Here is a 26,546-nt window from a genome sequence, read left to right on the forward strand (position 1 = left end):
CTTCGCCCTCTCCCGCCTCGCCGACCCCGACACCCTCCACCACACCCCCATCGGCGTCTTCCGCGACACCACCCGCCCCGTCTACGACACCCTCATGGCCGACCAGCTCGAAGCGGCGGTGGAGCAGTACGGGAAGGCGGACCTCGGGGCGCTCCTCACCGGCACCGATTCCTGGACGGTGGCCTCGTCGCACTGAGGCGGTCGAAGGTGCATGGGAGTGCGGGCCCGGACACCCTCGGTGACCGGGACCCGGCCCCGGTCACCGGCGTGACCAACGACACCCCGGCGGCCACGGGCCGATCGCCGCAACGGTTCCGGGCGCTCCCGCCGCCCCGGGAGCCGATCGGGGGAGGCGGTCCCGAAGGCGCCTGACCTAGCCTGGAGCGGCAGTACGAGATCCGGGGGCCGAGCGCAAAGGAAGAGCGCGTCCATGGGCATGACCACCAGTTCCGTACGTCGTCGGCGTGCGGGATCCGCCGTGACGGCGGCCGTCCTCGGCCTCCTCGCGGCAGCCGCCGCACCGGCCCTCGCCGCCACGGACGGCCCGGCCGGCACTCCGGCACAAGGCGCCCACGGCTCGGCCCACACCGCCGTGCAGGGCGCGCAGGGCAAGGCCCACACCGCCGTGCAGGGCGCGCAGGGCTCCGCGCACGAAGCCGCCCGGGGTGCCGTCGAGGGCGCCGCCCGGACCCCGCTGGGGATCACGAGGCTCGCCCAGGGCCCGGGTCACGCCGTCGCGATCACCATCGACGACGGCCCCGACCCCCGCTGGACGCCGCAGGTCCTCCAGGTGCTGCGGCAGAACCACGTCAAGGCCACCTTCTGCATGATCGGGACCAACGCCCGGAAGTACCCGGACCTGGTGCGCGCGGTCGCCGCCGACGGGCACCGGTTGTGCGATCACACCGCGGACCACGACGAGACCATGGACCACAAGCCCGTCGCGTACCAGCGGCAGCAGATACTCGACGGCAAGGCCATGATCCAGAAGGCCGTGCCGGGCGTCGCCGTCGACTACTACCGCGCGCCGGGCGGTGCCTTCACCCCCGACAGCCGTGCGGTGGCCACCGAGAGCGGGATGCAGCCCCTGGGCTGGAGCGTGGACCCCAGGGACTGGAGCCGTCCGGGCCTGCCGGCGATCGTGTCCGCCGTGGAGGGCAGGCTGCCGCAGCAGCCGACCGTCCTCTTCCACGACGGCGGCGGCGACCGCAGCGAGACCGTCGCGGCCCTCAAGCAGTACCTGCCCTGGCTCACCGCGCGGGGCTACGCCTTCACCTTCCCGGTCCGCGCCACCCCGTAGACCTCAGCGGTCCCCGTCCCCCAGGACCTCCAGCAGCTGTTCCGCGAACTCCCGGGGCCGTTCCGTGCAGCCCAGGTGCCCGCCCGGGAACTCGGCGAAGGCGGCCCCCGCCAGCTCCGCCAGCCGCCGGGCCGGCCCGTACAGCGCCGGCTGCGGGCGCGAGTCCCGTCCGGCGGCCGTGACCAGCCGTGCGGAGGCCTCCCGCAGGGCCGGCAGGTCCGGGGTACTGCCCGTGAAAGGGCGCAGGACGTGTTCCAGGAAGAACGGCATGTTGCCGTACGCGCGCGGCATCATCTCCAGTACCTCGGGGGCCGGTTCGTCCGGCTCCCGCTCCGGCCGGGCCTCCCCGAGGCCCTCGCCGAAGCGCTTCATCGCGGGTCCGCCGCCCTCCTCCAGGAACAGCGCCCGGACCTCGGCGAACAGGGCCCGGTACGGTGCGGGGTCCTCCAGCACCTCCACCAGCGGCGGCTCGTGCGCCACCACCCGGCGCACCCGCTCCGGGTGGCGGGCCAGCAGGTCGAGCGCGACGATCGCGCCCGCGCTGCAGCCCAGTACGTACGCGGGTTCGTGCGGGGAGACCACGTCGAGCAGGCGGCGCGCGTCGTCGGCCCAGTCGGCGGGCCGCTGTTCGGCCGGGGGCCCGTCGAGGGTGCTGCGGGACTGGCCGCGCGGGTCCTGGGCGACGACGGTGTACCCGGCGTCGGCGAGCGCGGGGGCGATCGCCGCGTACACGGCGGCGTCGGCTCCGCCCCCGGGGATCAGCAGCAGTACGGGGCCGTTGCCCCGCGTCTCGTAGTACAGGGTCGCGCCGGGCACCTTGAGGGTGCGGGCGGTGGGCGTGTCCATCAGCGGTCCTCCCCGTCGTCTTCCGTGCCGTCTTCCGTGCGGTCTTGAGCGTCTTCGCGGGACGGCCAGTTCTCCAGCGTCACGTGCAGCGCGTCGAGCGACCGTGCCCAGGACTCCCCGACCGTGCGGGAGTGGTTGAACCCGCCGCCGAGTTCGAGGTGGATGAAGCCGTGGAAGGCGCTGCGCAGCAGCCGGCCCGCGTCGGTCAGGTCCGGCTCGCGGAGCCCGTAGGCGCGCAGCATTCCGTAGGTCAGCTCGACGCTGCGCCGCAGGGCGGCGGAGTCCACCACCTCCTCCGGCCGGAAGCGCATCTGCGTCGCCTCGTACCGGCCGGGGTGCGCGAGGGCGTACGCCCGGTAGGCGTCGGCGAAGGCGACGAGCGCCTCCTTGCCGGAGCGGCCCGCGACGGCGTCCGCGATCCGCCCGGTCATCTCCTCGGAGGCCAGCAGCGCGACCCGCACCCGCAGGTCCCGAAGGTTGCGCACGTGCGAGTACAGGCTCGCGTCCTTGACCCCGAAGCGCCGTGCCAGCGCGGACAGCGTCACCTTCTCGATGCCCGCCTCGTCCGCCATGGCGGCTGCCGCCTCCACGACGACGGCGGCATTGAGCCCCGCACGTACCACGGGACACCCCCTCGATTCTTGCCTAGACCATCTAGGCAGAAACCTAGGAGGTCTAGGTTCTGGTTGTCCAGTCACATGTGACCGAATGGCTGACCAACGGTCACGGCATCTCCAAGCCGCACGCACCCGTACGGCTGTTCTGCCTTCCGTGGGCCGGCGGCAGCGCGGTGACGCACCGGCGCGGCCGGCCCCGCGCGCCGGCGCCCGACGTCGACGTCGCCCGGATCAGAGGTGCGGACGGGGCAAGCGGTGATCCGGTCTTGGAGGGGTCCTGCGCGTCAGGAAAGATGATCGTCTCTTGACCGCTCGTGCGGATCAGGATTCGGTACCGAGGGGAAACGGGTGATCATCAGGTGATGCGGGAGTTCGAGAACGCCGCCCGGCAGGCCGGCTTCGTCCTGGACGACGCCCAGCGACAGGCCGCCACGAGGCTCGGTGAACTCGGCGCGGACGTCACGCGCAAACGGGGACTGTTCGGCCGCGGCGCCAAACCCCCGCGCGGGGTGTACCTGTGGGGGTCGGTCGGCCGCGGCAAGAGCTGGCTGACCACCACCCTCTACGAGGCCGTGCCCCTGCGGAACAAGCGCCGGCTGCACTTCCACGACTTCTTCCGCGAGTTCCACGCCGCCTACCACCGCCACCAGGGCGACCGCCGGGTCACCGACCTCGCCGTCACCGAGCTGCTGGGCGACTGCCGCTTCCTCGTCTTCGACGAGTTCCACGTCCACGACGCCGGTGACGCGATGCTGATCGGCCGCGTCCTGCGATCGATCCTCGACCAGAGGATCACCCTGCTCACCACCTCCAACTACCCTCCGGCCGCTCTGCTCCCCAACCCCGTCTTCCACGAGATGTTCCTGCCGACGATCAAGATGCTCGAAGAGACCATGGACGTCGTCGAGCTCGGCGGCGGACGGGACTACCGGGCCGAGTACGCGTCGGGCACCGCCCGCTCCGAGTTCGAACGCGGGGCCTACCTCTGGCCCGGCACCGAGGAGCAGCTCGCCGGACAAGGCCTCCGCCTGCCGCGGGCCGGCGACCGGCAGCAGGTGGAGGTGACCGGCGGCCGCACCGTCCAGGCGCTGGCGGTCGACGACGAGCGGATCTGGTTCGACTTCCACGACCTGTGCGACCGGCCGAACTCGACCGGCGACTACCTCGCGCTGACGGACCGCCACCCCGTCTGGGTGCTCTCCGGCCTTCCCCGCCTGGCCGACGAGGACCGCGACGCGGCCCAGCGGTTCGCGAACCTCATCGACGTGCTCTGCGACCGGGACGTACGCCTCGTCCTCGTCGGAGAGGCCCCGCTCGACGAGGTCCTGTGGGGCGAGTCCCTGCCGCTCGACGTCAACCGGACCGCGAGCCGCCTGTCGCTGCTGTCCGCCACGGCCGACTCCGGCGCGCACTGAGCGGGGCCCGGACGGTGCGGAACGCGCGGCCCCCTCCGCAGCACCGCCTGCCCGAACCGCTGCCGCTACCGGGGCAGCGGCACCGCGCCGTCCGCCCAGGCGGCCCGCCACTCCTGAACCCGCGGTGCGGGGCCGACGGCCACGTCGGCCCCCACCCACCCGGTGACCGGCCGCAGCCCGTGCAACGCGTTGGTCACCCACACCTCGCACCCGTCCAGCTCCGCCGGACGCACCCGGCGCCGCCGCACCGCGACGCCCAGTTCCCCGGCGCGCCGCACCACCCAGGCGGCCGTCACCCCCGCGAGGACCGGCAGGGCGGGATCGACGACGCACAGGACGTCCCCCTCCCACCACACCAGGCTCGCCGTCGCGGTCTCCAGCACCACCCCGTCGTCGGAGACGAGCAGCGCGTCATCGGCGCCCGCCGCGACGGCCGCCGCCCGCAGGGCCCCGAGCGCCCCCAGGTCCGGCCCCTTGCGCCGCGGCGCCCGCCGGGGGTCCTCGCCCCCGGCCCACAACCGCACCGCGTCCGTCCGCGGGGGCGCCGGCCTCACCCGCACCTGCAACCGTCCGCCGACCAGTTCCACCCGGGGGAACCAGCATCCCCGCCGGGGCAGCGCCGCGACGACGGCCTCCGGGAAGCCCGCCGGGTCCGGCCCGCCCGCCTCGGCGACGGCCGCCGCGAACCGCCGCCAGTGCGCGGGCAGTTCCCGTACCCGGCCCTCCTCGACGAGCCAGGAGTCGGCCGCCGCCAACGCCCCGGCCGCCTCCTCACCCTCGACGAGCCCGCCCGCCCCGTACAGGAGCACCCGCTCCCCGCCTCCACCGGCACCCGCCGACCCCGTTGTCATGACCCGGAGCATAGATCGTCGGGCAGTCCGGACCCTCGCCCCCCGACGCGCCCCCGGGCACGCCGGGCCCCGGGCACGCCGGGCCCCGGGCACGCCGGGCCCCGGGCACGCCGGGCCCCGGGCACACGGAAGGGCCGGCCGTGGGGGCTCGTGCGGACCCCCACGGCCGGCCCTGTCGGCGGATCAGCTGTTGGCGGAGACGTTGCCGGAGAGGACCGGGATGTTGTCCAGGATGTGCGAGAGCGGCTCGTCGCCCTTGGCCTGGGTGGAGTTCTCGGTGCACTGCTGGTTCTGCGGGTTGGCGAGGACGTTGACGTCCTGGACGCCGACGTTGGCGAGGATCGCGATCAGGGACTGCGCGTTGACCTTGACCGGCAGACCGACGCAGGGCTTGTTCAGGGTGCCCTGGATGGCGCTGAGCTGCGGGCTCATGTCACCGGCGGTCTTCTGGTTGCCGTAGATCTGGGAGGCGCCGTTGCCGTTGACGGTGTTGATCCCGTTGTCGTTGCCGATGGCCATGGCCGGCGCGGCAGCGGCAGCGCCCGCGCCGATCGCGGCGGCGGTGGCTGCTGCGGTGACCATCATCTTCTTCAGCATTCTCAAGCAATCCTTCGCTAGAGCGGAAACGGGCCCCTGCTGGGCGAGTCGACCTTCTAACGCCGACGTGCCACCGCCCGTGGCGGTCTGTCACCCGAATGCGCGCGCTCCGCCCCGCTTCGGCGCTCCCTCACGTGTCGCTCAGCGCCAGGCACTTGGAGTTCTGCGGGAAGCCCCGTACCCCGTTGTTGACCGCGATCAGGGCGTCGCCCGCCGGCCGGGAGCCCCCGGTGAACGCGACCTCGACGGCCGGCTCGCGCCCGTAGGTGGTGAACGCCCACACCCCGCTGCGCCCGGCCCGCTCGTCGTCGAGCACCCAGTCGACACCGTCGACGTTCACACAGGTGTCCACGGTCGGGGCGAGGGGCCGCACACCGCACCGCAGCACGATGGCCCCACCACCCCACCCGGCGGCCCCCACGCCGTCGACCGCGTCACGCCCCTGCCCGAGAAGCGTCCCCGGCAGACCCGCGACCACGCCCGCGCACGGGGCGCCGCGCGCGAACGGCCCGGCCGGCACGTCGTAGCCGGTCAGGGTCCCCACCACGGTGGCGCCGACCGCCACGACCGCGCACACCACCGTCCTCCGCCCACGCACCACCACGTTCCCGCCCCCCACCGGCGCTCCGTCGAGCCGCCGTCCCCTCCCACCCTGGGGACCGCCGAAAATCCATCGCCCACCGACCGATGAGTTTAGCTCCCGGCCCCGGTCCATACTCCGTAACGTCCGTCCGCCCCAAGGGAGTCCCCATGTCGTTCCAGGCCTACCTCGACACCATCGAGACCAAGACGGGCCTCACGCCCCGCGCCTTCATCGCCCTCGCCCGCGAGCGCGGCTACGACGACCCGTCCACCAAGGCGGGAACGGTCCTCGCCTGGCTCAAGGAGGACCACGGCCTGGGCCGCGGCCACGGCATGGCGCTGGTCCACGTCATCAAGAACGGCCCGAGGATCGACGCCAAGCACGTCGGAACCACCGGCGTCCACCGCGACGCGTCCGACACCCTCTGGCTGGACGGCAAGGCCACCCGCCCCGCCTGACCCCCGGCCCATCGGGGCCGCCGGCGGCCCGTGTCACGACCGGTCAGGAATGGAGAAGCACGGGCCGCCCGACCACCCCTAGCCTGACGCCATGAACCTCACCATCCACACCAGCGCCCTCCCGCACGACGACCCGGACGCCTCCCTCGCCTTCTACCGCGACGCCCTCGGCTTCGAGGTCCGCAGCGACGTCGGACAGGGCAGGATGCGCTGGATCACCGTCGGCCCCAAGGGGCAGCCCGACACGTCCATCCTCCTCGCGCCGCCCGCCGCCGACCCCGGGATCACCGAGGACGAACGCCGCACCATCGCCGAGATGATGGCCAAGGGCACCTACGGCTGGATCCTCCTGGCCACCCCGGACCTCGACGCCGTCTTCGACAAGGTCCAGGCCTGCGACGCCGAGGTCGTCCAGGAGCCGACCGAGCAGCCCTACGGCATCCGCGACTGCGCCTTCCGCGACCCCGCGGGCAACCTGATCCGCATCCAGCAACTGCGCTGAGCCGTACGGCCCCCGACGACAGGAGTCCTCTCGTGTGCCACCCCGCATGGGGCCGCGCCCGCATCGCGGCGCAGCGCCTGAACGACCTCGCCCGACTGCGCCGCGTACGCGACCGGATCGACCGGGAGTACGCGCGGCCGCTGGACGTCGAGGCCCTCGCCCGCGGCGCGGACCTCCCCGCCGGGCACCTCGGCCGCCGGTTCCGGCTCGCGTACGGCCAGTCCCCGTACGCCTACCTCATGGCCCGCCGCGTCGAACGCGCCACGGCGCTGCTGCGCCACGGCGACCTCGGCGTCACCGAGGTCCGCTCCGCCGTCGGCTGGACCTCGGCGGCCACCTTCGGCACCCGCTTCACCGCACTGGTCGGCATGTCCCCCGACACCTACCGCCGCCTCGCCGCCGACACCCGGGCGGGGCTGTCGCCGTGCGGGGAGGCGCGCGCGGCCGAACCGGTCAGGAATCGAGAAGCACCCCTCCCGCCGCCGCACCTGGCGTGATGACCATGACCTCCATCGAATGCGTCACCCTCGACGTGGCCGACCCCACGGCCGCCGACCGCTTCTACACCACCGCCTTCGGCCTGGGCCGGCACGTCCGCCTGCGGGCCGCCCAGGCACCCACCACCGGGTTCCGCGGTTTCACCCTGTCGCTCACGGTCTCCCAGCCGGGCAACGTCAACCGCCTCGTCGACGCCGCCCTCGACGCCGGCGCCACACCGGTCAAGCCCGTCGCGAAGTCCTTCTGGGGCTACGGCGGTGTCGTACGGGCGCCGGACGGGGCGATCTGGAAGATCGCCACCTCCGCGAAGAAGGACACCGGCCCGGCCACCCGGCAGGTCGACGGCATCGTGCTCCTCCTCGGCGTCGCGGACATCGGCGCGAGCAAGCGGTTCTACACCGGGCAGGGCCTGACGGTGTCGAAGAGCATCCCCGGCACGTACGTGGAGTTCGCCGCCGGGGAGGGCCCGGTCAAGCTCGCCCTCTACAAGCGCCGCGCCCTCGCCAAGGACGCCGGCGTGGCCCCGGACGGCACCGGCTCCCACCGCCTCACGATCGGCGCGTCCGCCGCCGGCTTCACCGACCCGGACGGCTTCGCCTGGGAAACCGCCCCACCGTCCGACGTCCTGTCCTGACACACACCCGCACCACACCGCACCACACCCATACGCACACCACACCCGGGGAGTTCGCCATGGCCGGCACCGAAACCACCACCCACGAGGGATTCAGCGCCGAGGAGAAGGCCGCGATGAAGGCCCACGCCCGCGAACTGAAGCAGGAGGCGCGCCGCAAGTCGAGCGCGGACAAGGCGGCCGAAGACGAGCGGGACGTGCTCGCGAAGATCGCCGAGATGCGGGACCCGGACCGGATCATGGCCGAGCGCGTCCACGCCGTCGTCACGGCCGCCGCCCCGGCCCTCGCCCCGAAGCTCTGGTACGGCATGCCCGCCTACGCGCTGGACGGCAAGATCGTCTGCTTCTTCCAGAGCGCCGAGAAGTTCAAGGCACGCTACGCCACCCTCGGGTTCAGCGACCTCGCGAACCTGGACGACGGCCCCATGTGGCCGGCCGCCTTCGCCCTGACCGAGGTGACGCCCGAGGTGGAGACCCGCATCGCCGCCCTCGTCGAGCGGTCGACGAACTGACCGGCCGACCCGGGCCCCCGGATAAGGGTCCGCGGCGCGGGCGACGTCGGTTACCGGCCCTCCTCCATGGCGGATTGGCCGGTAAGGGACGCTCCCCAATGGCCCCACCCGGGAGAATCGCAACCATGGGCGATGACTTCTGCGAAGTGATGTTCCTCCCCGCTGCCCAGTGTGATCACTGCCGGTCGGCCGGATCGGAGCTTCCCCTCAGGGTGTATGTCACCAAAGGCGGAAGCGTCTACCACCGCAGGCCTGACTGCGAAGGGATCAACGACGGTCAGCGGTACGCCCGGTGGAGGGGCGACGAGATCCACGACGTCCGGTCCGTCCCGCGCAGCGAGGTACAGGCGAAAAGGGGCCCCTGCGAGATTTGCCGTCCCGATCTGGCCTCCCGCCGGGACTGAGCGGCCTCCCGCGTGCGGCGAACCGGGTTCCCCGGCCCGCGCGGCGGGCACCTGTGGGGAATGACAGGCGTCGGAATCTTCCTCGCGGTGGTCGTTTCCATATCCTTCTGGCTCCCGGCGTCCGCTTTTCTGCTGGGGGAGTGGGACACCGGATGGAGGCGTGTGGTGGCGATCCTGTTGGTGCTGGCCGTAGCGGCCGGCATCTGGGGTCTGGCCGCTCTGCTGCCGGAAGGGCGCTCCTGCGACGACCGGAACGACCCCGGCTGCGTCTACACGGGGCCGTGACGGTCACCCCCTGCGCCACCGGCGCGGGCACGACGCGAGCGAGCGGAGCCTTCGCCCGCGCTAGGCCGGAGCCGCCAGGCCGGTCAGGATGACGTCCAGGCCGGCGGCGAACATCGCGGCGGGCTCCTGGTCCGCGCCACGGGTCACGAGGTGGGCGAGGGCGGGGTACCGGCCGGTGGCGATGAGGCGCCGGAGGTAGGGGCCGGAGGCGGCCTGCCACTGGCGTTCCGTCTGGCCGCTCTCGCGTTCCGCGCGCAGTTCGACGATTTCGTGGCGGACCGCGCCGAGTACGTAGCCGTTCACCGCCTGCAGGGCGCGCATCAGGGCGTTCGGGTCGTCCTCGGCGATGCCAGGGGCGCGGCGCAGGGCGGCCAGGATCGCCTCCAGGTGACCGAGGGCCGCGGGGCCGAACTGCGGGCGGCCGCCGAGGAGGTCGGCGAACCACTCGTGGCGCAGTGCCGCGCCGCGCAGGCCGTGGGCGAGGGCCCGTACGCGCGCCTCCCAGTCCGCCTCGTCCGCCCTGTCCGCCTCGTTCCCCTCGCCCTCCTCCTCGGGTTCGGGCACGGGGATCTCGGCGTACACCGCGTCGACCATCAGGTCGAGGAGTTCCTCCTTGGTGTCCACGTAGCGGTAGAGCCGCATCGGGCCGGCGTCCAGCGCGGCGGCGACCTTGCGCAGCGAGACCGCCGGCAGTCCGTCGCCGTCGGCCAGGCCGATCGCGGCCCGCACGATGCGGTCGCGGCTCAGCGGGCTGAGCGACGACCGTGCGGCCGGCTCGGGCCGTTCCCAGATGAGCACGGGCTCCCCTGCCTCTCCTCGGGTCCTCGGACCCCCTGTGTCGATACAGTGTATCGATATTTCGCCGATACGATGTATCGTCGCAATACGGCGTATCGAAATCGAATGCGATCCCGACCGAGGGAGCACACCCATGTCACGCATCGCCATCATCGGAGCCGGACCCGGCGGCCTGCTCCTGGCCCGCGTCCTCCACCTGCACGGCATCGAGGCCGTCGTCTACGAGCGCGACGCGTCGCCGACCGCCCGCACCCAGGGCGGCATGCTCGACCTGCACGCCGACACCGGCCAGCGAGCGCTGCGCGAGGCCGGACTGGAGGCGGAGTTCCTGACCATGGCCCGGCGCGAGGGCCAGGACCACCGCCTGCTCGACCACACCGGGACGGTCCTGCTGCGGCAGGACACCCCCGACGACGCCCCGCTGGACCGCCCCGAGGTCGACCGCGCGGACCTGCGCGCGACCCTCCTCGGCTCGCTGCCCCCCGGCGCCGTCGCCTGGGACCACGGCCTGGAGCGGGCCGAGCCGCTGCCCGGGGGCCGCCACCGCCTGCACTTCTGCGGAGGCCGGACCGCCGAATGCGACCTGCTCGTCGGGGCAGACGGCGCCCATTCCCGCGTACGCCCCCTCGTCACCGACGCCCGGCCGACCCCGCTCGGCGCCCATGTCGTGGAACTGGGCGTCCCCGACCTCGTACGCGCCCGGCCCGACCTCGGCGCCCTGGTGGGACGCGGCAACTACTGGGCCTTCGGCCCGGGCCGCTCGCTGTCCGCCCAGCTCAACGGCGACGGCCGGCTGCGCGTCTACCTGACCTTCCAGGGCCCCGAGGACTGGCCCGCCACCTGCGGCATCCCCTTCGACGACCCGGCCCGCGCCCGGCCCCGGCTGCGGGAGCAGTTCGCCGACTGGGCACCGGAGTTCACCGACCTGATCGACGCGTGCGACCAGACGCTCACGGTCCGCTCCCTGTCCACCCTGCCGGTCGGCCTGGCCTGGGACCACGTGCCGGGCGTCACCCTCCTGGGCGACGCCGCCCACCTGATGCCGCCGTCCGGAGAGGGCGCCAACGCGGCCCTGCTCGACGGAGCCGAACTCGGCCTCGCCCTCGCCGCCGACCCGCACGCCCCCGACACGGCCGCGCACCACTACGAACGGGCCATGTTCCCCCGCGCGCAGGAGGTCGCCCGCCACTCCGCCCGCATCCACGAGATCCTGATGTCCCCCGACGCCGCGCGGCGTCTGGTGGCGATCCTCCAACCCGCGCAATGGGAATCTTGACTTCTCCGATCTGCTGCGGCTGATCGACGAACGATCGGCCGCCTTCCGCGCGGCCATCGCCGCCGCGCCCGGGCCGTCCCCGCAGCCGTCGAGCCACGGGACGGGCCTGCGGCACGTTCCGCATGACGCCATAGCGTTCACTTGCGATCCATTGCAACGCTTAGAAGTTCGACACCACCGCCCCGGTCTCCGTCGTCCTCGACATCCCCGCAGGACGCATCCGGCTCGTCGCCGCCGACCGGGCCGACACCACCGTCGAGGTCCGGCCCGCCGACGGCTCCAAGAGCCGCGACGTGAAGGCCGCCGGGCGGACCACGGTCGAATACGCCGACGGAGTCCTGCGCATCGGGGCCGCCGAGGCCGACAACCGGTTCCTCGGCAACTCCGGATCCGTCGAGCTGACCATCCGGCTCCCCGCCGGCTCCAACGTCGAGGCGAAGGCCGCCGCCGCCGAACTCCGGGGCGTCGGACGCCTCGGCGACGTGACCTTCGAGGGCGCCCAGGCCACCGTCAAGCTCGACGAGACCGCCGGCGCCCGCCTCACCGTCCAGGCCGGTGACATCACCGCCCGCAGCCTCTGACCCGCAGCCGCCCTCGCCCCCGGCCGGCGCGGTCGACGGGCCGGACCGCACCGGGCCCGACCTCGGCGCGGCACGGCGGGCCTGCTCCGTCCACAGCCGCCCGCGGGGCTACGCTCGGTCCGTGGGACAGCCCGATCAGCGCGCCGAAGGCGCGGGACCCTTCACCACCCGGCTCACCTGGGAGGGCCCCGAAGGGGGAACGGTGGTGTGGGAGTCGCGGGTCGCGCGCAGGCGCGGGGCACTGTCGGTCCGTGGCCCGGGAGACTCGCTCACCCTGTCCCCGGCGGCCGACGCCGAAGCCATCGGCCGCCTGCGCAGGCTCAACGCCGTCGCCTCGGGTGCGTTCGTCATCGGCGGAGCGCTCTTCGCCCTCGGCGCCGCCGTGGCCCAGTTCGGCTCGGGCGACCCGCTGGAGAGCGCCTCGATCTACTTCGCGGGCGGCCTGTTCTTCAACACCGGCGGCTACACCTCGCTCCTGCAGGTACTGAACGCGCCCCGCCACACCCACGGGGGCGGGCCACTGGTCACGGCCGGGTGGAGGTGGTGGGGGTACGAGCCGATGCGCGTGGCCTGGCTGAGCGCCTTCGTGCTGTTCGTCGGGACGCTCGTGTTCGGCGTCAACCTGTTGGACTCCTTCCTGCAGGGGCTCACCGTGCAGCAGACCAACCGGCTGATCTGGACGCCGGACGTGATCGGATGCGTGCTGTTCCTGGCCTCGGGGCACCTGGCGTTCGTGGAGATCTGCCACCGGGCCCGGCCGTGCCTGCGCTCGCGCAGCCTCGGCTGGTGGGTCGTCGCGGTGAACCAGCTCGGTTCGGTGCTCTTCATGGTCTCCGCGCTGGCCGCCTTCACCCGGCCCGCCACCGGAAGCCTGATCAACACCGACATCGCCAACTGGGGCACGCTCACCGGCGCGTTGTGCTTCTCGATCGGCGGCGTGCTCCAGGCCTTCGAAAGACCGTAGCCGCCGGCCGGCTCCGGACGTAGGCTTCGCGGATGGCCCAACACGTCACGCTGATGAACGTCCTGGAGGGAGTGGTCCCCCGGCGGGCCGTGGCGCTCCGAGTGAGCGGTGGCCCCGCACAGGCCTGGCTCTTCGACCACCACGTCTACCTGCGGACGCGCCTCACCCTCGTCTTTCCGGCCTGGAGCGCGACGATGTCCTCTCCCGACGGGACGAGGGCGTACGAGATGCCGAGGTCCCCCCTCCTGCTGGGCTCCGCGGACGGGCGAACGGTCCGGCTGGAGATCGAAGGCCTCTGAGACGGCGGCCTCGGCGGCGACGCCACCCCCGCCCCCGAGGGCGGGCTCGGGGGATTTCGTGACGGGACCGTGTTTCGTCACGCGCCGGCGGCGGATCCGGCGTCCCCGGCAGCCGGCTTGCGGCGGGCCCGGTAGGCCCGCGCCCGGCAGGCGCCCGAGCAGTGGCGGGCCGGCCGGCCCGGCGCCGGGCGGCGGCCTCCCGCCGCCGGAAGCCCCACACCGCAGCCGGGACAGCGGGAGGGACCGTCCACACCGGCCACCACCGCCTCCGCCCCACGCGCTACCGCCGGCTGCGGCTGCGGCTGCGGGGCGGTGCCGGTGCCGGTGCCGGTGCCCGGAACCGCGGCCGGTGCCCCCTGTTCCGGTGACGGCCTGCGCGTCTCCGTCAGACCCTGCCGTTCGGCGATCACCCCGGCCTGGAAGCGGCTGTGCGCCCCCAGCCCGAGCAGCAGCTCCGAGACGTGGCGACGCCAGGTCCGCAGCGATATGCCCAGCCGGCGCGCGATCGAGTCGTCCTTCAGGCCCTTGGCCAGGAGCGCCAGGATGCTCTGCTTGACCGTCTCCGAGATGTCGTGCGCCGCCTGCGGGCCCGTCGCGAACGGCGCCGCGTACTCCCAGTCCCGCTGGAAGACGTCCAGGAGATAGCCGAGCAGGTCCGGCTCCCGGATCAGCAGCGCCCCGCCGGACCGGGACGGCAGGAAGCCCAGCTCCCCGTCGACGACGATCTGGCGCTCGCCGTCGAACCGCTCCTGGAGGGCTCGTACCTGTGGGCCGAGTCCCTCGAACCGCTCCGCCGGATCCTGCGGACCGCCCGGGACCAGGGTCACCTGCGTGCGGCGGGCCGCGCCGGCCACGTGCTCGGCAGCGCCCTGGCCCACCTGGGACGGGTGGACGAGGCGGACCGGATCCTGGACGCCGCCGAACACGCGTCACGCGCGGTCGGGGACGACGTGGTGCACACCGGGATCCTCAACCGCCGGGCCCACGTCTGCCAGTACCGGGCGCGATGGCACCAGGCCGACGAGGTCTTCAGCGGGCTCGCCGTCCACGGCGCCCTCAGCCGCTCCGTACGCGACAGCGCCGCGCTGCTGGACCTCGTCCACGGCCCCGAGGCCGGTGACCCCTACGCCGCCCAGCGGCCGACGCGGCCCTACGCGCAGGAGGTCACCCGCTCCCCGGGCAGCCTCAGGATCGGCCTCCTCACGCGGCCCTGGGGCGGCCGGGCCGTCGACTGGGAGGAATTCGTCCTGGCCAACGCCCGCATCTGGAGCACCCACCTGGTCACGTGGATCGACGGCCTCGCCGCCGCCCATGCACGACCCGTCGACTCCACCACCGTCGAACCCGAGGCACTGGCCGCATACTCCTACGGACGGCAGGTCGGCGGAACCGAGTTCGTCCACGCGCTCGCGATGCGCAACGGCGTCGCGCGCGCGATCGGCCGCTACTTCACCGCGTACGACCTGCTGCTCACCCCGACCCTGCCCGAACCGCCCGTCCCCCTGGGCACCTACGCCGAGGGCGCCGACGGCCCCGGCTGCATCGGGCAGCTCTTCCACCGCTCGTCCTTCACCGCCCCGTTCAACGTCGCGGGCACCCCCGCCATGTCCGTCCCCCTGGAGACCGACCCCGCCACCGGATTCCCTGTGGGCGTCCAGTTCGCCGCGGGATACGGACGCGAGGACGTCCTCTTCCGTCTCGCCGGACAGCTGGAACGGGCCGCCCCCTGGGCGCGGCGGACCCCCGCCGTGTGGGCGGGCGGTCACGACGGCGCCTGACGTCAGTGCGTGTCGCGGTCGAGCCGCCGTCCGACGTCGGTGGCCCAGCGCCGGGCCCACGCCCGGATCTCCGCGACGCCGGCGGACTCCACGCCGTAGGCCAGGAACTCCTCGTCGTCGTACCAGTCGGCGCCGACCAGCCGGTCGCGCAGGTCTTCGAGGCGGAAGCCGTCGCGCCCGTGGCGCCTGCCGAGGCGCTCCAGCTCGGCGGCGCCGCGCAGGAGGGACGCGGCGTGCACGTCGATGAGGTCGCGCACGAATCCCCGGTCGGCCAGCGCGCGGACCTTGGTGCCGATCACGTCGTCGAGGGCGAGGACCGGACCGTACTCGGTCTGTTCCGGGGCTGACCAGAGGTTCTCCTTGAGGACGTCGACCTCGCACGTGGCACCGTCGGCCGGGTCGGTGACCAGCAGGCGGGCGGAGAGCGGGTCGACGCCGACGACGGTGACGCGCCAGCCGCGCTTGCCGAGTCCGTGGACCAGGTCCGCGGCGATGTCGTCCATGGGGGCCGGGTTCTCGGTGGCGACGTCGAGGTCCTGGCTGAGGCGGTCGACGAGCCCGTGGGCCTGTACGGCGTACCCGCCGGTGATCACGAGCGGGTAGGGGCTGCCGATGGCGATCACGTCGGCCAGGAGCCGGCGGTGGAGTGCGCCGAGGTTCACGCCGCGGAGGACGTGCCGGCCGCGAGCTGCGGGAAGCGCTCCTCCCACACCTGCCGGACGTGCCGGCTGACCAGGGTGCGCAGGGCCGGCCACTGCGCGGTGAGCAGGTCGCGGTCGAGGAAGGCGACGAGGTCCTCGTACTGCCCCTCGGCGAGCACCGTGCGGTACAGGCTCATGCGCTGGCGGGGGCGGTCCAGGTCGTACGTCCGCAGCCCGGACCAGGCCACGTGGAGCGGCAGCTCGACCGGGCCGGAGACGGGACCCGCCAGGTCGTGGAGGGAGGCCGGCAGACGGCCGGCGTACCGGGCGCGCAGTACCTCGCCGGCCAGTGCCGGTGGGACGGGGGAGGACAGCTGAGCCATGCGGCCAGTATCCCGCGTCGCACCAGCCCCTGGCACAGCAGATCCGCCGCACGGATGACGGACTCCACGGATGACGGTCCTCGCCCTCCCCGCCGGCCTGGACGCCCGGCACCCCGCCGAAGAGGACCATCCCCGACTGCTCGCGGTACGGACACGTGAGGGGGCGGTCTCCAGGGCGTGGCCGGGCCCGGGGAACGCGCGCTGCCGCTGCCCCGGCTCCGGCCCTGCACGGGCAGGGTGTCGGCCGCGCGCGACGGGCGGTCGGGCGACGGCCGGTTCGAGTACGCCCCGGTCGGTCTCCGCCGTGCGCACCGGGTAGTCGGTGCAGCCATCGCTCCCGCCACCGTGGAACGTGCCGTCCTCGCGCAGCCGGTTGAGCGGGACGCCGGTCCGCAGCCGCTCGACCAGGTCGGGGTTGGCCAGGAACGACCGCCCGAGGGAGATCGGTTCGGCACCGGCGGCCGACAGCCGCTCGGCCGCGGCCCTTCCCCCGTCCTCGGGCAGCGGCCCGCCCCACCCCGGCACCGGGTTCGCGATCAGCGTGCCCGGCCAGGCCCGCCGGACCTCCCGGAACAGCGCGTCGTCGGGGTCGGCGAAGACCACGTGCAGACAGGCGAGCCCGTGGCGGGCGAGCGCCGGCACCAGCTCCCGGTGGATGTCCTCGGTGTCTCGACCGCCTTGCGGGCGGACCCGGCGAAGTCGGCGACCGTGGCGGCGATATCACCACCCGGAGGCCGCCGCCGACGCGGCCCGCCGGACCGCCGGGGCCCGCTCCCCCCGGCCGAACGCACCGACGTCGACCGGATCACCGCCTCGGCCGTCGCCGCCCTCGGCCCCGACGCCTTCGCGGCCGCCTTCACCCGGGGCGGTACGGAGCCGGGGTTCCCGGGCCCGGAGGAGGACCGCCAGACCTTCGCGATCATGTAACCGGTCTGCGACAGCGTTGTCCTGGAACGAAGACGCCGGTATCCCCGCGGCCCACAGCTCCCTCATAGTGATCGAACCAGCACGGGGAAGCGGATACCGCCTCGGCCCCGCACACCGCTCACCCAAGGGGATTTCATGTCCGCCAACCGCCGCAAGGCCTTCCTCGTCTCCACGGCCGTCGTGTGCGGCGCCCTGATGATGACGGCCTGCCAGGACACGGACACGGCCGCAGGCGCGGGTGCGGCGCAGGGTTCCCCGTCCACCCCCGCGGCCGCCGGGGCGGCCACCCCGCCCGGCGCACCGGCAGCGGGCGCCTCCAAGGGGTCCGACACCACGGGCAAGGGGACCAAGGGCGGGACCGGGACCGGCTCCGGCGCCGGCGAGGGGAAGCCGGTCGGGCAGGCCTGCGGCGCGAACGACATCGCCTGGAGCACCAAGTCCGAGACCCAGGCGGGCGGATACATCCTGATCACCGCGAAGGCGAAGCCCGGGATCACCTGCGTCCTGCCGGCCGCGCTCCCCACGGTGGCGTTCGGTTCCGACGGCACCCAGGCCGGTCCCGCGGAGCAGGCCGTCGGCAAGCAGATCACGCTGAGCGGGAGCACCGCCGCCTACGCCGGGGTGAACCCGAAGAGCACCAAGGCGAACGGCGGCAAGGAACTGGACAGCATCATCGTCGCCGTCGGTGACCACGACCCCGACCCGGTCTCCCTGCCGGTCGGCACCATCACCGTGGACAAGCCGGTCGTCACCAACTGGCACACCTCCCCGAAGGACGCCGTTCCCGCCGGCTGAGCAGGCCCGCGGCGAACATCCGGCCCACGGCCCGGAGCAGCCGAACTGCCAAAACGTTTCAACTGCGCACCAGAAGCTCAAATCGGGACATCATGGTGCGGATTCCAGCCGAGCGCAGCCAAGCCGATTGCGGAGCGTACCGACCGCACGGGAACCTCGATGTGCAACCGCGAAGGCCTGCGAGTGGTCGGTCGCGGTGAGGGTGGCCGCCGTGCCCGCGGGCACGGGGCGGCCCTCCCCACCGGGTTCCCGTGAAGGAGAGATCGTGCTCTTGAAGTCGACGAGGTTCGTCCGATCGGCCGCCGTCGCGTTCGTCGCGGCGGCATCGCTCACGCTGACCACCCCCGGAAACGCCTTCGCGATCGACCACGTCGAGTGCCGGGGCGGCGAGAACTTCCTGAAGATCTGGTCCCACAGCGGCGGTCGGCAGAGCGTCGACTGCTACGCGAACAGGGGGCGGATCGGCTTCGGAGGCTGGTGGGTCGACAAGATCTCCACCGGAAACAACGACCTGATCTACTACGACGCCAACGGCGACTCCGTACGGATCGACCGCTGGACCGAGATCTCCTTCCCGAACCGCCCGCCCCAGGTCGGCTCCATCGAGATCCTCTGACACCCCGACGCCCCTCCCCGTGCGAGCATGCCCGAATGAACGTCACCGAGCCGACTCTCCGAAGTCCGGTGCGGGTGGTCGGCGGTACGGGGATGCTGCTGCGGGTCGCGGAGGCGGCGTTGTCGGAGCCGTCCGGCTCGGTGCGGCGGGTGATCTTCCCGGTGGTTGGCGGGGAGAAGACGCTCAAGGCCCTGGCGGCGGATGCTCTCGCCGCTGCTGAAGGCGCTGGAGCTGAAGTGCAACAACACCGCCTACCGGCCGGTGATGGACGCGATCGACCTGCTGGGGCGGTACCTGGAGCAGCCGCTGAAGGAGGGCGCGTTCTTCGATCCGGCGGAGACGGTGCCGCTGGAGGGGGTGGTGCCTGAGCAGTGGCGGGCGGCGGTTGTGGACGACAAGGGCCGTGTCGAGCGCATCCCGTATGAGCTGTGCGTGCTGGTGTCGCTGCGGGACGCGCCGCGGCCAGGCGGGAGATCTGGGTGGTGGGCGCGAACCGGTGGCGCAACCCAGAAGATGACCTGCCCACCGACTTCGAGGACAACCGGGACGTTCACTACGCCGCTCTGGGGCAGCCGCAGGACGCCGGCGAGTTCATCACCGCCCTCCAGAGCAAGCTGCGGGCCTCGCTGGACCGCTTCGAGCAGGCCTTGGCCGAGGGCACCACGGGCGGGGTCGCGATCGTCAAGAAGCACGGCGAGCCGTGGATCAGGGTCTCGCCGCGTGGCAAGCAGGAGGAGCCGGAGTCCCTGGTCGCCATCAAGGGCGAGATCGAGCGGCGCTGGGGCACCATCGACCTCCTGGACATCCTGAAGTACGCCGAGTTCGACACCGGCTTCATCTCCGAGTTCACCTCGGTGGCCACCCGGGAGAACCTGTCCAAGGAAGTGCTGCGGCGCCGGCTGCTGCTGGTGCTGTTCGGACTGGGCACCAACATGGGCATCAAGCGGGTCGCGGTGACCGGCAGGCACGGCGAGAGCGAGGCGACGCTGCGCAGGGTGCGGCACTTGTTCGTCAGCCGGGCCAACATGCGTGCCGCGCCGGTGAAGCTGGTGAACGCCGCCTTCGCCGCCCGCGACGGGATGTGGTGGGGCACCGGCACCGCGTGCGCGTCCGACAGCCGCAAGTTCGGGGCCTGGCCCTCGAACCTGATGACCGAGTGGCACCAGCGCTACCGGGGCCCCGGCGTGATGATCTATTGGCATGTCGAGCGGAAGTCGGTGTGCATCTACTCCCAACTCAAGTCCTGTTCGGCCTCCGAGGTCGCCTCGATGATCGAGGGCGTGCTGCGGCACTGCACCGACATGGAGGTGGACCGGCAGTACACCGATACCCACGGAGCGTCCATCGTCGGCTTCGCATTCGCCCACATGTTCGACGTCAAGCTGACGCCAAGACTGAAGAACATCGGCTCGGCGAGGCTGTACCGGACGGCGGCCGGGGAAGATGACAACTGGCCGAACCTCGCGCCGGCGCTGTCGACCAAGACGAGCAGCTGGGACTTGATCCGCCAGCAGTACGACCAGGTCGTGAAGTACACCACCGCCCTGCGGCTGGGCACAGCCGAGGCCGAGCAGTTCCTGCGGCGCTTGACCCGCGGCGGACCGAAGCACCCCACCTACCAGGCGATCGAGGAACTGGGGCGGGCGGTGCGTACGTCGTTCGTCGCCTGTCAGCGCTCGCTGGTGGCGATGTAGGTGCCGTGCCAGGTGTGGGGCCATACGGCACCGGTGGAGGCGTCGACCGAGAGCATGCCGGTGATCTTCCCGTTGCGCAGGGTGTGCAGGGTGTAGTAGCCGGGGAACGCCTCGGCCTCGCCGACGGTCAGGTTGCTGCCTCGGTCGTGCAGCCACTGCTGGGCGCGGTCCTGGGCCTGGTCGGGGGAGATGCGGGTCTGGGTCTGGCCGCCGCCGTGCATGCCGTAGTCGGTGTTCCACATCATTGCCGGGCCGTACTCGATCCCGGTGTCGCCGTCGGCCGGGTCGACGAGGATCTCGGTGGCCAGCTTGCCGCTGGGGGTCTCCAGTTCGGCGTAGAAGTTCTTCGAGAACTGCATGACCTCACCGACGCGCAGGTCAAGCCGGCCGGCGAAGGCATCAGCCCGCTGCCGGGCCTGGTCCAGGGTCGTCACCGGGGTGCCGTCGCCCCGCTGCCAGTAGTGCCCGCCCATCATGCCCGGCCCCCACGAGCAGTCATTGCGGCCCATCATGCCCGGCCCCATGCCGGGCCCCCACGAGTCCCAGTCGTCCCAGTCGTTGCCCGATGTGCCCGACCTCCAGCAGTCGCTGCCGGAGGGGCTGGGTTGGGCGGCGGCCGGGCGCATCGAGGCGCCGCTGGAGGTGTTGTCGCCTGCCGAGTATCCAGCGGCCAGGGTGCCGGTCAGCGCGAGGGCCGCCAGCGCGGCGGCGGTCCGCCTGCTTGTGCTGGGCATGATCATCACCCTTTCGGGTCGTTCCCGCGGCGGCCTCCCGACCCGGTGTCCGCGGGTCTGTACCCTCCAGCCTCTCGCCGGGCACGAGGTCCGCCCAGGGCCGTCCGGACCCGTCCGGTGTACCGATCGGCCCGTACGCAGAGAAGACGGCGCTTGTACACGACGGCCGGAGGTTCTTTCCCAGGCCGGGTGGCTGTCTGATCCCTCTCGGGCAGACAATGGTGCGGGTTCGAGCATCCGCCGCAGGTCGTGGGCCTGGCGAGCGGGGCATTGGCATCCCACCCGCAGGGGGCACCATGGGCGCCATCGTTGTCGGCATCGACGGTTCGCCGGCCTCCGAGAAGGCGCTGCGCTGGGCCGTGAAGGAGGCTCGTCTACGCGCAGCGACGCTGCGGGTGGTCCATGCCTGGGCGTCCCCCTACCACGGCAGCGAGATCGCCCGGCGTGCCTCCGAAACGGTCCACGAACCACTTGAGCGGGCGGCCATGGAGGCGATCGACGCCGCCGTGGACCACATAGTGGAGGCGGACATCGCAGTCGAGCGCCATGTCGTTGAGTGCCCGCCCGCCCAGGCCCTGCTCGAGGCGGCCCAGGACGCCGACCTTCTCGTGGTCGGCGCGCGCGGCCACGGCGGCTTTGCCAACCTGCTCCTGGGCTCGGTCAGCCACCAGTGCGCCCTGCACGCTCCCTGCCCCGTCGTAATCGTGCACGGGTAGCCTCCAGACTGCGCCCCGCCGGCAGTAGCGGCCCCGAAACGGGGGCCCCGGTTGGTACCAGGGCCCTCTCTGCGTCTGTGACGGTCAGTCGCAGCAGTCGCATCCGGGCGGGCAGCTGCCACACGCCTTGGCGTCGGCGGAAGCGGCCGCGGCGGTGGTGGGGGGTGCGCAGCCGCAGCCCTTGCCCTGCCAGGCGTCGCGGCCTTCCTTGACGGCGACGGCGGCGATGACGAGGGCGGCGATGGGGTCGGCCCAGGACCAGCCGAGGGTGGCGTTGAGGAGCAGGCCGACCAGGAGGACGGCGGACAGGTAGGTGCAGAGCAGGGTCTGCTTGGAGTCCGCGACGGCGGAGGCGGAGCCGAGTTCGCGTCCGGCCTTGCGCTGGGCGGCGGACAGGAACGGCATGATGGCCAGGGACAGGGCGGCGAGCACGATGCCGGGGATGGAGCGTTCGGCCTCGCCGGTGCCGGTCAGGGCGCGGACGGCATCGATGGTGACGTAGGCGGCAAGGGCGAAGAACGAGACGGCGATGATCCGCAGGGCCCTCTTCTCGCGGGCCTCGCGCACGGTGTGGTCGCGGGCGGAGAACTGCCAGGCGACGGCGGCGGCGGAGGAGACCTCGACGATGGAGTCCAGGCCGAAGCCGACCAGGGCGGTGGAGGAGGCGATCGTGCCGGCGGTGATGGCGACGATCGCCTCGATGACGTTGTAGGTGATCGTCGCGGCGACCAGCAGGCGTATCCGCTTGGCCAGCGCGTCGCGGCGGGCCGGGGACGGCCCGAGGGATATCGCGGTCATCGGCAGCACCCCTGGGTCTCGGCGTCGACGCACGCCTTGTCGCTCTCCACGGCCACCACCGCGGTGCGCAGGTCGTCCAGCGCGTGGCCGAGCCGGGGATCGGCGAGTTCGTAGCGTGTGCGGCGGCCGTCGGGGACGGTGACGACCAGACCGCAGTCGCGCAGGCACGTCAGATGGTTCGACAACCGCGTACGGGAGACCCCGAGCGCGTCGGCGAGATCGGACGGATAGGCAGGGGCATCACACAGGGCGAGCAGGATGCGGCAGCGGATCGGATCGGCAAGCGCACGCCCGAACCGCGCCAGCACCTCGATGTCAGAGGCAACGGTCAGCACACCATGACAGTACAGGAGATCCTGAATCCAGGATCTCGTGGATTGCTTCAGGACGGGATGCCGTGCTTGGCGAGCGCGTCGAGCTGGGAACGGCGGAGAGGTTCCCGAGCCCCGAACTGAAGCAAAGGCGGACGTCACGCTGAGGTACTTGTCCCCTCGCCGTAGCTATACGAGAACAGGGCCTACTCGCCGCGCTGCGGGCTCCCGAGGACGACCGGCCCCGCGTCGTCGGACGGGTTCGCCCCTGGGAGGACCGCCCGTCGGCATGGAGGGCCGCCGGCGCACGGCCCGGGGGTTCCTTCGGCCGAGCCTGCCGTCGTGCACCGGTCCCGGACGGCCCGCGACATCGCCGGGCCCTGCCGGCGTCACAGGTCCAGCGCGGCGAACGCGGCGTCGAGGAAACCGTCCGGCAGCCCCGCGCCCGTCCGGGTCCAGTCGAACGGGCTCACCGCCTCGGCGGCTTCCTCGACGGCCGTTCCCGCGCCGGCGGGGTCTTCCACGGGCAGGCCCAGGGCGACCACCGCCCAGGCCGCCAGGGCCTCGACATCCAGGTACTGCCACCATTCGGCGTCACCCCAGCCCCGCCGTTCGGTGGCCTTGTCCGTCCAAGCCGTGCGCAAGAGCAGGGTCAGCGTGGTGCGGGGATCGGCCGAAGCGGCTTCGACGGCGCACCGCACGGCCCGCAGCCGCTCCAACTCCCCGGCCCAGGGATGCATCGCGAAGAATTCCAGATTGCGGCGAAGGGTGGGCCGGAACGCCCGCCCCCGGCCACGGTTCCAGCGCTCGGCCGGTGCCCACAGGCCGCCCGGGCCGTCGCCCAGACGGGCGGCCCGCGCATCCGCCGTGACATCGCCGAGCACCGCGTCGCGCCATCCGAGCCCGTACGCCTTCTGAGCGGCAACGATCGCGTGGATCTGCCCGTCGCCGGCCGGCGCGTCGAGAAGCGCGTCGTCGCAGCCGTCCCACAGCACGGCGAGCGCCGCGGTCACCGCCTCCGCGCAGCGTGCGTGCAGATCACCCATGGGTACGCGGGTCCAGGGCAGCAGCGCCAGATACGTCCTGTCCCGCAACTCCCGCCCGCTCGTGTTCCCCGACATGGCCCGCCCTCGTGGATCGAAATGTCGGTGCGCGATGCCAAGGCCCCGCCGCACCCATGCGATTGTCGACGATCGGCCGACGGCCGAGGACCCGGACACGAGCCCGCCCACCGCCCACAGGGGCGACCCGGAGGCGCGGCGACCCGCCGAAGGGCGGTCGAAGCCGCTGCCGTCCGCTGCCGTCCACGGTCGCGCGGTTCGACCGCGCCGTCGCGCTCGGGGCGCCGGGCCGGCCTCGACCCGGCCGCCACCCGGATGGCAGCTCGGCAGCCGGCGGTTTCGGAATGTCCAATTCCGGGGACGGTGTCCCAGTATCGCCGTGATCGTCCTCGCGCCATGACGGCACCCGACACGACATCCGAGGGAGCCCATGGGTTGGCAAGGCACACGCCGGACGGCCACGGCGGCCACTCTCGCCGCACTGGCCGCCTTCGGCCTGGCGGCTCCGCCCCCGGTCGCCGCCGCACCCCGGACCGGGACCGCGCCGTCGTCCGGGACGGTGGCCGCGCGGTCGCAGACCTCCCCGACGCCGCCTCCGCCCCGCCTCCCGCGCGACTTCCGCGGCAAGGGCGAGTGGATCGTCCGCGACCTGGACATCACGGTTCCGTTCACCTGGGAGGGGAGGGGCGGCGACAGCCAGATGACCGCGGGCGGCCCGCAGTATCCGATCTGGTTCACCAACCTGATCTACCACGACACGCTCTACACACTGACGTACAAATGGCCCGGCCTGACGGAGCATCCCTGCTCACGCATCCCGGGCTTCAACCTGGATGCGCTGAACAAGGTATTCGAGAACGCCAGGTTCGTCGGGCCGGAGACCCTGCGGCGCACCCCGCAACGGCACGTGAACCACTGGAGGGTGGGTGCGGTCCTGCCGGAGCTGCCTCCCGGTAATCACCCCCGTCTGCCACTCGCGCTGGGCGACATCTACGTCGACGAGGGCGACCGCGGCACCTTCTGGCAGGTGCTGCAGTTCGGTGTCCAGAACCTCTACGACCCCGAGCTGGACGAGTGGCTGGTCATGGACACCTTCGAGCACCGGCCCGGCACCGTGACCCTTCCCCGGCGGTGCGAGCCGCCCCGCTGAGCGTCGCCCCGGCCCAGGCCGACGCCGACTTCCTCGTCGCCCCCGCCGCCGTACGGCCCCGCCCGCCGACGGCGGCGCCCCGGTCGCGGATCCGGCCGCCGCGTTTCACGCCCGGCCGAGCAGGCCCGCTCCGGCGGTGCTGTCGGTCCGGGCGGTGAAGAAGTCGCAGAACGCGGCGACGAACTCCGCCTCCTCGACCCGTCCGTCCCCGTCCGCGTCCATCTCCCGGAACCCGTCGTTGAGTTCGGCCGGGTGCACCCGGGGGCCCCCGAACAGCAGCCGGTACTCGTCCGCCCCCAGGCAGCCGCTGCCGTCGGCATCGGCGGCCCGGAACAGCGCCCGCACCGCCGGTACGAGGCCGTTCTCCAGGTACGCCGGGTCACGGTCCACCCCGGCCAGCATCGCGGACACGAACTCGCGGCAGTCCACGCCCCCGTCGCCGTCGCCGTCCGCCGCCTCCCGGAGCTGGTGCCACCAGCCCTCGAACGCGGCGTAGACCTCGTCCTCCCGTTCGGCGGGCAGTTCGAGCCGCCAGCACACGCCGTGCACCATGGCCTGGAGGTCGGCGGAGTCGACCCGGCCGTTGCCGGTCTGGTCCAGCACCTGGCGGAAGAACGCCTCCAGCCGGGCCGGACGGGAGTCGCCGCCGCTCCGGGCCCTGGGCACCACCACCCGCGCGGGCGCGCCGCTCACGGAGCGGCGGCGGTAGCGCACCCGATCGGGAGCCAGGCGCATGGCGTGGCGCAGTCCGTGGTGCAGCGTCCACGACAGCGTGGCGCCCCCGGGCCCGCGCGACGTCCCGAACTTCTCGTGCCAGGCCGGTGGCAGGTCGCTGACCGTGAGGGCGGCCAGTGCGCGGGCGATCACCACCCGCAGCAGCGGCCACGCGGGTGCCGCCCGCCCCAGCCGGCGCGGGGCGGGGGCGTTGCGGAGCATCCCGTGGAGCAGGTCGTGGACTTCGGGGCCGTACTCCAGGACCTCCCGCACGGTGCGCTCGACGTACGCCGGGACATCGGCGGCGCCCGCCGGGAGCACCTCGCCCGGAATTCCGAGGGCGGCGCACACGTCGAGGAACTCCGTGTACAGCACGTCGCGTTCGGCGGGCGACAGCGGATCCCCGGACAGTTCGCGCATGGCGGTCATGGACTCGTACAGCGTCACCATCACCCAGCCGCGGACCTCGGGATCCTCGGCGCTGTACACCCGCCTGGCCGCGTCGGTCCCGTGGATGCGCCGGTGCGTGCGCTGGAGGCGGGCCACTTCCAGGCGCCGCTCCTCGGGCCCGGCGAAGAACAGCCGGCTGCCGCTCTCCATGGTGTGCTCGATCCGCCGCCAGGGGTGGGCGCGGTAGGTGGAGTACCGGTCCATGCCGGCGGCGACGACGGGATGGGCGATCTGCAACACGAGCAACCGCCATGCCACGAGCCCGATGCGCCGCTCGCCGAGGGTCCGCCGCAGCAGGGTCTCGACAGCGGGTGAGGCCACAGAGGTCACAGGAACTTCCTTCTTTCACGGGGACACC

The 26,546-nt window shown here is 73.0% G+C and carries 31 protein-coding genes and 2 pseudogenes; 19 read left to right on the forward strand and 14 right to left on the reverse strand.

Going from position 1 to position 26,546, the window contains the following annotated elements; all coding sequences use genetic code 11:
* Both ACEPPI_RS22665 and ACEPPI_RS22670 read left to right on the forward strand, forming a co-directional pair.
* Positions 1–196: pseudogene (locus ACEPPI_RS22665) on the forward strand (2-oxoacid:ferredoxin oxidoreductase subunit beta); the annotation flags it as partial.
* A gap of 240 nt (positions 197–436) precedes the next feature.
* Positions 437–1,300: a polysaccharide deacetylase family protein gene (locus ACEPPI_RS22670; protein ID WP_373917120.1), complete on the forward strand. Its 864-nt coding sequence runs from the start codon at positions 437–439 to the stop codon at positions 1,298–1,300.
* A gap of 3 nt (positions 1,301–1,303) precedes the next feature.
* Here ACEPPI_RS22670 and ACEPPI_RS22675 read toward each other — a convergent pair whose 3' ends face one another.
* Both ACEPPI_RS22675 and ACEPPI_RS22680 read right to left on the reverse strand, forming a co-directional pair.
* Positions 1,304–2,146 (reverse strand): alpha/beta fold hydrolase, encoded by an 843-nt coding sequence (locus ACEPPI_RS22675; protein ID WP_373917078.1) that lies wholly within the window; start codon positions 2,144–2,146, stop codon positions 1,304–1,306.
* Positions 2,146–2,769, reverse strand: a complete 624-nt coding sequence (locus tag ACEPPI_RS22680) for a TetR-like C-terminal domain-containing protein (protein ID WP_373917079.1) — start codon at positions 2,767–2,769, stop codon at positions 2,146–2,148. The genes ACEPPI_RS22675 and ACEPPI_RS22680 overlap by 1 nt, the downstream gene beginning before the upstream one ends.
* Before the next feature lie 356 nt (positions 2,770–3,125).
* Between ACEPPI_RS22680 and zapE the strand changes: the two genes are divergently transcribed.
* Positions 3,126–4,178 (forward strand): cell division protein ZapE, encoded by a 1,053-nt coding sequence (zapE, locus tag ACEPPI_RS22685; protein WP_373917080.1) that lies wholly within the window; start codon positions 3,126–3,128, stop codon positions 4,176–4,178.
* A 65-nt stretch (positions 4,179–4,243) separates the two neighbouring features.
* On the opposite strand, the gene ACEPPI_RS22690 is transcribed toward zapE, so the two are convergent.
* The 3 genes from ACEPPI_RS22690 to ACEPPI_RS22700 all read right to left on the reverse strand — a co-directional run bounded on the left by ACEPPI_RS22690 (position 4,244) and on the right by ACEPPI_RS22700 (position 6,245).
* Positions 4,244–5,029: an aminotransferase class IV gene (locus ACEPPI_RS22690; protein ID WP_373917081.1), complete on the reverse strand. Its 786-nt coding sequence runs from the start codon at positions 5,027–5,029 to the stop codon at positions 4,244–4,246.
* 183 nt (positions 5,030–5,212) lie between these two features.
* On the reverse strand, positions 5,213–5,626 hold the full coding sequence (locus tag ACEPPI_RS22695) for a rodlin (protein ID WP_373917082.1): 414 nt from the start codon (positions 5,624–5,626) through the stop codon (positions 5,213–5,215).
* A gap of 130 nt (positions 5,627–5,756) precedes the next feature.
* A complete protein-coding gene (locus ACEPPI_RS22700) occupies positions 5,757–6,245 on the reverse strand; it encodes a DUF3515 family protein (RefSeq protein ID WP_373917083.1) in 489 nt (162 codons plus the stop codon).
* Between the two features lie 131 nt (positions 6,246–6,376).
* Here ACEPPI_RS22700 and ACEPPI_RS22705 point away from each other — a divergent pair, with 131 nt between their 5' ends.
* The 5 genes from ACEPPI_RS22705 (at position 6,377) to ACEPPI_RS22725 (ending at position 8,813) form a co-directional block, all read left to right on the forward strand.
* Positions 6,377–6,667 carry a DUF4287 domain-containing protein gene (locus tag ACEPPI_RS22705; protein WP_373917084.1) on the forward strand — a complete coding sequence of 97 codons (291 nt, stop codon included), beginning with the start codon at positions 6,377–6,379 and terminating at the stop codon, positions 6,665–6,667.
* Between the two features lie 91 nt (positions 6,668–6,758).
* Positions 6,759–7,169, forward strand: a complete 411-nt coding sequence (locus tag ACEPPI_RS22710; protein ID WP_356225169.1) for a VOC family protein — start codon at positions 6,759–6,761, stop codon at positions 7,167–7,169.
* Positions 7,170–7,201: 32 nt separating this feature from the next.
* Entirely contained in the window at positions 7,202–7,666 is a 465-nt protein-coding gene (locus tag ACEPPI_RS22715) for a helix-turn-helix domain-containing protein (protein ID WP_373917085.1), read from the forward strand.
* Positions 7,667–7,671: 5 nt separating this feature from the next.
* On the forward strand, positions 7,672–8,301 hold the full coding sequence (locus ACEPPI_RS22720) for a glyoxalase (protein WP_373917086.1): 630 nt from the start codon (positions 7,672–7,674) through the stop codon (positions 8,299–8,301).
* Between the two features lie 59 nt (positions 8,302–8,360).
* Positions 8,361–8,813 (forward strand): hypothetical protein, encoded by a 453-nt coding sequence (locus ACEPPI_RS22725; RefSeq protein ID WP_373917087.1) that lies wholly within the window; start codon positions 8,361–8,363, stop codon positions 8,811–8,813.
* Between the two features lie 749 nt (positions 8,814–9,562).
* On the opposite strand, the gene ACEPPI_RS22730 is transcribed toward ACEPPI_RS22725, so the two are convergent.
* Entirely contained in the window at positions 9,563–10,300 is a 738-nt protein-coding gene (locus ACEPPI_RS22730; protein WP_373917088.1) for a TetR/AcrR family transcriptional regulator, read from the reverse strand.
* A 133-nt stretch (positions 10,301–10,433) separates the two neighbouring features.
* Here ACEPPI_RS22730 and ACEPPI_RS22735 point away from each other — a divergent pair, with 133 nt between their 5' ends.
* The 4 genes and pseudogenes from ACEPPI_RS22735 to ACEPPI_RS22750 all read left to right on the forward strand — a co-directional run bounded on the left by ACEPPI_RS22735 (position 10,434) and on the right by ACEPPI_RS22750 (position 13,420).
* Positions 10,434–11,576, forward strand: a complete 1,143-nt coding sequence (locus tag ACEPPI_RS22735) for an FAD-dependent oxidoreductase (RefSeq protein WP_373917089.1) — start codon at positions 10,434–10,436, stop codon at positions 11,574–11,576.
* Between the two features lie 203 nt (positions 11,577–11,779).
* A pseudogene (locus ACEPPI_RS22740) lies at positions 11,780–12,154 on the forward strand (hypothetical protein); the annotation flags it as partial.
* Positions 12,155–12,278: 124 nt separating this feature from the next.
* Positions 12,279–13,121 (forward strand): hypothetical protein, encoded by an 843-nt coding sequence (locus tag ACEPPI_RS22745; protein WP_373917090.1) that lies wholly within the window; start codon positions 12,279–12,281, stop codon positions 13,119–13,121.
* Between the two features lie 32 nt (positions 13,122–13,153).
* The gene (locus ACEPPI_RS22750) at positions 13,154–13,420 is read left to right on the forward strand and encodes a DotH/IcmK family type IV secretion protein (protein WP_373917091.1); all 267 of its coding nucleotides are present in this window, start codon (positions 13,154–13,156) and stop codon (positions 13,418–13,420) included.
* A 77-nt stretch (positions 13,421–13,497) separates the two neighbouring features.
* Here the strand turns inward: ACEPPI_RS22750 and ACEPPI_RS22755 are convergent, their stop codons facing one another.
* On the reverse strand, positions 13,498–14,298 hold the full coding sequence (locus ACEPPI_RS22755) for a response regulator transcription factor (RefSeq protein WP_373917092.1): 801 nt from the start codon (positions 14,296–14,298) through the stop codon (positions 13,498–13,500).
* Here ACEPPI_RS22755 and ACEPPI_RS22760 point away from each other — a divergent pair.
* On the forward strand, positions 14,275–15,198 hold the full coding sequence (locus ACEPPI_RS22760; protein ID WP_373917093.1) for an amidase family protein: 924 nt from the start codon (positions 14,275–14,277) through the stop codon (positions 15,196–15,198). The genes ACEPPI_RS22755 and ACEPPI_RS22760 overlap by 24 nt on opposite strands.
* A gap of 2 nt (positions 15,199–15,200) precedes the next feature.
* Here ACEPPI_RS22760 and ACEPPI_RS22765 read toward each other — a convergent pair whose 3' ends face one another.
* Both ACEPPI_RS22765 and ACEPPI_RS22770 read right to left on the reverse strand, forming a co-directional pair.
* Entirely contained in the window at positions 15,201–15,860 is a 660-nt protein-coding gene (locus tag ACEPPI_RS22765; RefSeq protein ID WP_373917094.1) for a nucleotidyl transferase AbiEii/AbiGii toxin family protein, read from the reverse strand.
* On the reverse strand, positions 15,857–16,222 hold the full coding sequence (locus tag ACEPPI_RS22770; RefSeq protein ID WP_373917121.1) for a hypothetical protein: 366 nt from the start codon (positions 16,220–16,222) through the stop codon (positions 15,857–15,859). Before ACEPPI_RS22770 ends, ACEPPI_RS22765 begins: the two co-directional genes overlap by 4 nt.
* 651 nt (positions 16,223–16,873) lie before the next feature.
* Between ACEPPI_RS22770 and ACEPPI_RS22775 the strand changes: the two genes are divergently transcribed.
* From ACEPPI_RS22775 to ACEPPI_RS22790, 4 genes are all read left to right on the forward strand, one after another.
* A complete protein-coding gene (locus tag ACEPPI_RS22775) occupies positions 16,874–17,149 on the forward strand; it encodes a hypothetical protein (RefSeq protein ID WP_373917095.1) in 276 nt (91 codons plus the stop codon).
* Between the two features lie 135 nt (positions 17,150–17,284).
* Positions 17,285–17,944, forward strand: a complete 660-nt coding sequence (locus ACEPPI_RS22780; RefSeq protein ID WP_373917096.1) for a hypothetical protein — start codon at positions 17,285–17,287, stop codon at positions 17,942–17,944.
* A 265-nt stretch (positions 17,945–18,209) separates the two neighbouring features.
* The gene (locus ACEPPI_RS22785) at positions 18,210–18,560 is read left to right on the forward strand and encodes a beta/gamma crystallin domain-containing protein (RefSeq protein WP_373917097.1); all 351 of its coding nucleotides are present in this window, start codon (positions 18,210–18,212) and stop codon (positions 18,558–18,560) included.
* Positions 18,561–19,039: 479 nt separating this feature from the next.
* Entirely contained in the window at positions 19,040–20,254 is a 1,215-nt protein-coding gene (locus tag ACEPPI_RS22790; protein ID WP_373917098.1) for a Tn3 family transposase, read from the forward strand.
* On the opposite strand, the gene ACEPPI_RS22795 is transcribed toward ACEPPI_RS22790, so the two are convergent.
* Complete coding sequence (locus ACEPPI_RS22795) at positions 20,230–20,988, reverse strand: hypothetical protein (RefSeq protein WP_373917099.1); 759 nt, start codon at positions 20,986–20,988, stop codon at positions 20,230–20,232. The genes ACEPPI_RS22790 and ACEPPI_RS22795 overlap by 25 nt on opposite strands.
* Before the next feature lie 296 nt (positions 20,989–21,284).
* Between ACEPPI_RS22795 and ACEPPI_RS22800 the strand changes: the two genes are divergently transcribed.
* Positions 21,285–21,704, forward strand: a complete 420-nt coding sequence (locus ACEPPI_RS22800; protein ID WP_373917100.1) for a universal stress protein — start codon at positions 21,285–21,287, stop codon at positions 21,702–21,704.
* An 84-nt stretch (positions 21,705–21,788) separates the two neighbouring features.
* Here ACEPPI_RS22800 and ACEPPI_RS22805 read toward each other — a convergent pair whose 3' ends face one another.
* The 3 genes from ACEPPI_RS22805 to ACEPPI_RS22815 form a co-directional block, all read right to left on the reverse strand.
* Positions 21,789–22,502 carry a cation transporter gene (locus tag ACEPPI_RS22805; RefSeq protein WP_373917101.1) on the reverse strand — a complete coding sequence of 238 codons (714 nt, stop codon included), beginning with the start codon at positions 22,500–22,502 and terminating at the stop codon, positions 21,789–21,791.
* The gene (locus ACEPPI_RS22810; protein WP_373917102.1) at positions 22,499–22,837 is read right to left on the reverse strand and encodes an ArsR/SmtB family transcription factor; all 339 of its coding nucleotides are present in this window, start codon (positions 22,835–22,837) and stop codon (positions 22,499–22,501) included. The genes ACEPPI_RS22805 and ACEPPI_RS22810 overlap by 4 nt, the downstream gene beginning before the upstream one ends.
* A 365-nt stretch (positions 22,838–23,202) precedes the next feature.
* Positions 23,203–23,934 carry a hypothetical protein gene (locus ACEPPI_RS22815; RefSeq protein ID WP_373917103.1) on the reverse strand — a complete coding sequence of 244 codons (732 nt, stop codon included), beginning with the start codon at positions 23,932–23,934 and terminating at the stop codon, positions 23,203–23,205.
* Positions 23,935–24,304: 370 nt separating this feature from the next.
* Here ACEPPI_RS22815 and ACEPPI_RS22820 point away from each other — a divergent pair, with 370 nt between their 5' ends.
* A complete protein-coding gene (locus tag ACEPPI_RS22820) occupies positions 24,305–25,024 on the forward strand; it encodes a hypothetical protein (protein WP_373917104.1) in 720 nt (239 codons plus the stop codon).
* A gap of 105 nt (positions 25,025–25,129) precedes the next feature.
* Here ACEPPI_RS22820 and ACEPPI_RS22825 read toward each other — a convergent pair whose 3' ends face one another.
* On the reverse strand, positions 25,130–26,518 hold the full coding sequence (locus ACEPPI_RS22825; protein ID WP_373917105.1) for an oxygenase MpaB family protein: 1,389 nt from the start codon (positions 26,516–26,518) through the stop codon (positions 25,130–25,132).
* Positions 26,519–26,546: the final 28 nt, after the last annotated feature.

This window comes from Streptomyces sp. AB3(2024), from assembly GCF_041862025.1.
Classification (GTDB): Bacteria; Actinomycetota; Actinomycetes; order Streptomycetales; family Streptomycetaceae; genus Streptomyces.